Raw genomic sequence first — 4,959 nt, forward strand, 5'->3', positions numbered from 1 at the left:
CAATTACAATACTAGAAATTAAATCAAATATAGAACCTATTAATTTTTTAGTAGAATAAGTAATTTTTTTAAACATGTTTTAGAAACGTCCTTTCTCTTTATATTTATAGATACATGAAATGTTATAAATTAGTGTATAGGAAATCTTACTATAATAAGCTTCTCTTTTTTGGCAGCGAGAAAATTACTTTACGCTATTATAATCATTGGCTCTTAAAACATAAAAAAATACAAAAAAGAGTATTAGAATACTCTTTTTTGTATTTAGAAAATTAAGGCTCTCTACGTGGAGGAGTTGTTTGAGAATTGATTAGAGGAAAGAATTTCAGTGAATAAAGAGCACAAACTCCAACGATAACGTAGATTATCTTAGATAAGAGAGCTGTCTCTCCACCAAATATCATAGCTACTAAATCAAATTCAAACAGACCTACTAAGAGCCAGTTCAAACCACCAACAATTAAAAGAGCTAAAACAATATTGTCTAATGTTTTCATACTAACACCTCCTTCTTTAATATAACTAAAGTATAGAGATAAAGAGAAGAAAGTCTAATTTAAAGTCTAATTTCTTCAATACATGAAATGAGATAAAATCATGTATGTAAACCCTTATTAAATTGAGGGATACATACATGGATTTTAAGCTGATAAATTTTAAGTAGCACTTATAATAGACAGTGAAAAAGCAGTCAGATCATTACCTGGTAAGTATGTATCCTGGTTAGACTCTAATTTATATTATTTACACTATTTGATAGTTAGAATTCAGATTTATAAATACAATAATAAAGAGTTGTAACTTCTTTATTTTCGAGTAGTTTTAAGTTTTCATTTTTTGTAAATTTATATCTAAATCCACATTTTTCGACAACTCTTTTAGAGTTACTATTAAAATCAAAATGGCCACACCAAATCAAGTCTAACTCTAATTCAGTAAATGAATATCTGATCAATTCATTTACTGCTTCAGGAACAATTTTTCTTCCCCAGTATTTAGGATTTAATACATATCCTATTTCTCTTTGTCTTAAATCAGCAATAGTATCATCTGGCTTCCTATCATGAAGTCCTATACCTCCAATAACTTTATTCTCTGATTTTAAAACAATCGCATATGTGTCTTCATCTTTGATAAACATGTCTATTATTTCTTTGCTTTCATCTTCATTTTTATGAGGTGGCCAACCAGCACTAGGTCCAACTAATTCATTACGTGCGTATTCGTATAGGTCTTTGCTATCTTTTGGTTTCCATGCTCTTAATATTAATCTCTCTGTTACTAATTCTTTCATAACCGTTCCTCCTCATTTTTAGGAAATATTAGTTTTCAAGTCTAATACATGAAATTAGATAGAATCGTGTATCAAAAACAACTATTTGTTTATCAACTATAAAACGTTCTTATTTAGCCCAAAAAGAGCATCCTTTTTATCTCAAAAGGGTGCCCTTTTTCTTTGACTCTTGCGCCACTATTTTTTCAAAAAAACGTCTTTAAAATTTAAACAACTAGTTATGTGTAGTAAAGATATAGCTTTTGAGAGGAATTATTAGGTATAGATATCTTTTCTATGACCTACATTTAAAATAATTATTTTAATTTGTTGATCATCAATATCCGCTAATAATCTATAATTACCAACTCGGTATCTCCAATACTCTCTTAAGTTCCCTTTTAAAGCTTTACCATGTATCTTTGGATCCTCAGTATTCACTAAATTTTTTTCAATCCAAGCTAGAATCATTTTTTGTTGGCCTTTATCTAATTTAGAGAAACTTTTTAAAGCTTTTTTTTCATAAACAACATGATAATTCATATTATAAACCTAGCATTTCTCTTACTTTATTGTGCTCATACAATTCAACAGCCCCATTTTGAATATCAGCTTCATACTCTTTAATAAACTTCATATCCATTTCATCTTCAATTTTTTCTTCTAAGCTTTTTTTAAATAAGGTTGATAGAGGGACGTTGTATAATTTAGCATACTCGTTAAAAGCTTTTTGTTCATCATTGTTAAGTCGAATGGTAATGGTACTCATATAATCACTCCTTTTTCATCGTTGTAACACATTGTAACACAAAATGAAAAAATAATAAAGATACGCATTTTTTTCAACGTATAATTGCTTTTAATTAATCAAGGTTCTTTTTTTGATATACTATTATTATTTTTTTTAATTAAACAAAGCTTTTTTTATCTTTGCTATACTAAAAGTAACAGATCATTTGATTTTTTTACTTATTTTATCAGGAGGTAGTCTTATGGAGACAGATAATAAGCTAGTACAAATTTTTTCAGAAATGATTTTTAATGATAGTGCAAAAGATGTGAGCTTTGATATGCTTGAAGCTTCAATTGATACCCTTTTTGAATCTGAAATTATTAAAGGTATACCAATAGTTAATACAATTATGGCGATAGGTAAGACTGGGATTATGCTTAAGAATCGTAATCTTATTCGTCAAACGTTACAATTCATGCATGAGTTGAACAATGGAACTATAATAAATGAAAAAAAAGAAAAATTTGTTGAGCGTATAAAAAATGGAGATAAAAAATCTCAAAAAGAAGTTGAACGGATTATGTTGATTTTAGAATCGACGATAGATATTGAAAAGTCAACGATCTTAGCAAAGTTTGTAGTGGCTTACATTAATGAACAATTAAGTTATACGGAATTCCAAGAGTTAACAGATACTTTGAACCGATCCTATTTGTCAGATACGGAAATGCTTCTAAAAATTTACAACGGTCAAATTAAAGACTCATCATCCCAAGAGTTATACCGTATTGAACGATTAGCAGGGCTTGGATTTATTAATAAAATGCCTTATACAGTTACTGTTGGCAGTGAATATACTCGGCAAGAATCTTATTTGGAAATGTCTTATATTGGAAAACTTTTTTGTGAAATTGGACGTCCAAATATTCCAGTTATGTAAGCTCTAATTACTCAAATATTTCTTGAGGTGGTTTTTCATCAGTAATTGGAAACGTAATTTTTCTTTAATCATATTAAATAATAGAGATTCCTTTGATGTACTAGTGCTACACCCAGAAACAACACTAACAAATACTATGTAAAAGATTTTATTATAGTTACTATCATCTCCCTAGCATTAGTATAAATAAAGATATATTATTTTTGATAGAGTAAGTACAAAAGAATTTTTAATTAAAAAAATAAGTAAAGGAGGAAAAAATGAACATTAAAATTGATATGTTAAGTCAACAAAATGCTGTAAAAATTGCTGATGAATGGAAATATGATGGTGAGTATTCTTTTTATAATATGACAGAAGATCCTGAGGATTACGAAGAAATAATTTCACCTATATTAAGAGAGAACAACTATTTTCAAGTTATAATAAATAATGAATTGTTTGGCTTCTTTGTCTTAGAACAGACTGATGATATAGTAAATATGGGAGTAGGTATTAAACCAGAATTAACGGGAAATAGATTAGGTGTGCAATTTATCTCACTGATTTTGGATTTTATTAAAGAAAATTATTTCATACCGACTGTACGTTTAGGAGTAGCAAAGTTCAATATAAGAGCTCAAAAAGTATATGAGAAAGTAGGTTTTACTAAAACTAGAGAATACCAGCAACCGACAAATGGAACTACGTATACTTTTGTAGAAATGGAATTTATTTTTTAGTTTTTTTCCAAATACATGAAATTAGATAAAGTCATGTATACTGAACCCTTTAACCATAGGGTTCTTTTTCATCTTAAAAATAAACAAGTTTAAAAATTAAGCACCTTTAGACAGTCCTTATCTATAATTTTCCATAAAGATAATCTGCTACTACTCATACTAAAATCATCTATGAAAAATAGTAGTATCATCAAAAATATACAGTTTCAAAATGAGTTTCTTTATCATTTTCAATTAGTTGAATGGTATCAAATTTTTCAGATAGATAAGGTTTTATCTCGTAAACTTGTTTTGCTGATTTATCGGAGTCAACCTTAGTAAATAATATCTGTAATACTTCGTCTTTTAATACAACTTTTACATTTTTATACTCACTTTTTAAACCATTAAAAATAATATAGCTTTTATTATCTATGTTTACTTGATAGATCCCTTCATTCTCTATACCAGTAAGTGTTTCTTCTAGGAACTCATTCCGGATTTCACTAGCTTTAATATTTTCTATCGTTATATCTTCTGTTGTATTGTTAGAGCAGGCAGATAGTAAAAAAAAACTCGAAAAACTTAAAATGATCTTTAGTATTTTTTTCATTTTAAAACTCCTTTTTTTATCTACTAGTTCTTATTGAATTTTACTCCATTTCTATTATGAATAAATTAGTATCTTTTTTAGATACATGAAATTGTATAAAATCGTGTATCCCGAACCCTTTAACACTAGGGTTCTTTTTTTATTTAGTCCCTCAATACACGATTATAGGGTATACTGAATGAAATCATGTATCACTTTTGTGAGAGGAGAGGGCTTTTCAATGCCTTATAACGTCCAACCATTACGAACGCAGCACGAGATCAATGACTTTTTATTTGGGTTACGCCGCAATAAAAACGCCAAACGAGACGTTTTTCTCTTTTTAATCGGGATCAACAGCGGGTTACGCATGTCGGATATCGTTAAATTAAAGAAAAAAGACATCCTTTCGGCTAAAAATCCGCGTATCGTCGAGCAAAAAACAGGCAAGACCCGTATTTTATATTTGAGTAGCTTGCAGGACTTGATCCAAGACTACACCAAAGACCTGGCAGCAGACGATTATCTTTTTCCGAGTACGAAAGGCGGTCACTTAGAAGTGAATACCGTTTATCAGATGTTTCAAAAGGTCGCTAAGCTGTTAGGACGAGACGATATCGGCACGCACACGCTTAGAAAGACCTTCGGTTACCATTACTACAAAAAAACCAAAGACGTGGCCACGTTAATGGAAATCTTTGGTCATAGTAGCGAAACAAT

At 29.3% G+C, this 4,959-nt stretch carries 8 protein-coding genes; 3 read left to right on the forward strand and 5 right to left on the reverse strand.

What is annotated here, in order from left to right; all coding sequences use genetic code 11:
• Positions 1-272: 272 nt before the first annotated feature.
• The 4 genes from WBF61_RS09695 to relB all read right to left on the reverse strand — a co-directional run bounded on the left by WBF61_RS09695 (position 273) and on the right by relB (position 2,042).
• Positions 273-497 (reverse strand): DUF378 domain-containing protein, encoded by a 225-nt coding sequence (locus WBF61_RS09695; protein ID WP_424256052.1) that lies wholly within the window; start codon positions 495-497, stop codon positions 273-275.
• A 263-nt stretch (positions 498-760) separates the two neighbouring features.
• Positions 761-1,294 (reverse strand): GNAT family N-acetyltransferase, encoded by a 534-nt coding sequence (locus WBF61_RS09700; protein WP_424256054.1) that lies wholly within the window; start codon positions 1,292-1,294, stop codon positions 761-763.
• 255 nt (positions 1,295-1,549) lie between these two features.
• Entirely contained in the window at positions 1,550-1,816 is a 267-nt protein-coding gene (locus WBF61_RS09705) for a type II toxin-antitoxin system RelE family toxin (protein WP_414840411.1), read from the reverse strand.
• A gap of 1 nt (position 1,817) precedes the next feature.
• Positions 1,818-2,042 (reverse strand): type II toxin-antitoxin system RelB family antitoxin, encoded by a 225-nt coding sequence (relB, locus tag WBF61_RS09710; protein WP_424256055.1) that lies wholly within the window; start codon positions 2,040-2,042, stop codon positions 1,818-1,820.
• A 223-nt stretch (positions 2,043-2,265) separates the two neighbouring features.
• Here relB and WBF61_RS09715 point away from each other — a divergent pair, with 223 nt between their 5' ends.
• Positions 2,266-2,946 carry a hypothetical protein gene (locus WBF61_RS09715; RefSeq protein WP_424256057.1) on the forward strand — a complete coding sequence of 227 codons (681 nt, stop codon included), beginning with the start codon at positions 2,266-2,268 and terminating at the stop codon, positions 2,944-2,946.
• Between the two features lie 260 nt (positions 2,947-3,206).
• On the forward strand, positions 3,207-3,668 hold the full coding sequence (locus tag WBF61_RS09720) for a GNAT family N-acetyltransferase (RefSeq protein ID WP_424256059.1): 462 nt from the start codon (positions 3,207-3,209) through the stop codon (positions 3,666-3,668).
• A gap of 190 nt (positions 3,669-3,858) precedes the next feature.
• Here the strand turns inward: WBF61_RS09720 and WBF61_RS09725 are convergent, their stop codons facing one another.
• Positions 3,859-4,260, reverse strand: a complete 402-nt coding sequence (locus WBF61_RS09725; protein WP_424256060.1) for a hypothetical protein — start codon at positions 4,258-4,260, stop codon at positions 3,859-3,861.
• Between the two features lie 220 nt (positions 4,261-4,480).
• On the opposite strand from WBF61_RS09725, the gene WBF61_RS09730 reads away from it, so the two are divergent.
• The coding region (locus WBF61_RS09730; protein WP_424256062.1) for a tyrosine-type recombinase/integrase at positions 4,481-4,959 on the forward strand (479 nt) is incomplete at its 3' end.

Source organism: Carnobacterium sp. (assembly GCF_049673005.1).
Taxonomy (GTDB): domain Bacteria; phylum Bacillota; class Bacilli; order Lactobacillales; family Carnobacteriaceae; genus Carnobacterium_A.

Coding starts and splice junctions, on each gene's coding strand:
- WBF61_RS09695 (WP_424256052.1), bottom strand. CDS start 497: ATGAAAACATTAGACAATATTGTTTTAGCTCTTTTAATTGTTGGTGGT.
- WBF61_RS09700 (WP_424256054.1), bottom strand. CDS start 1,294: ATGAAAGAATTAGTAACAGAGAGATTAATATTAAGAGCATGGAAACCA.
- WBF61_RS09705 (WP_414840411.1), bottom strand. CDS start 1,816: ATGAATTATCATGTTGTTTATGAAAAAAAAGCTTTAAAAAGTTTCTCT.
- relB (WP_424256055.1), bottom strand. CDS start 2,042: ATGAGTACCATTACCATTCGACTTAACAATGATGAACAAAAAGCTTTT.
- WBF61_RS09715 (WP_424256057.1), top strand. CDS start 2,266: ATGGAGACAGATAATAAGCTAGTACAAATTTTTTCAGAAATGATTTTT.
- WBF61_RS09720 (WP_424256059.1), top strand. CDS start 3,207: ATGAACATTAAAATTGATATGTTAAGTCAACAAAATGCTGTAAAAATT.
- WBF61_RS09725 (WP_424256060.1), bottom strand. CDS start 4,260: ATGAAAAAAATACTAAAGATCATTTTAAGTTTTTCGAGTTTTTTTTTA.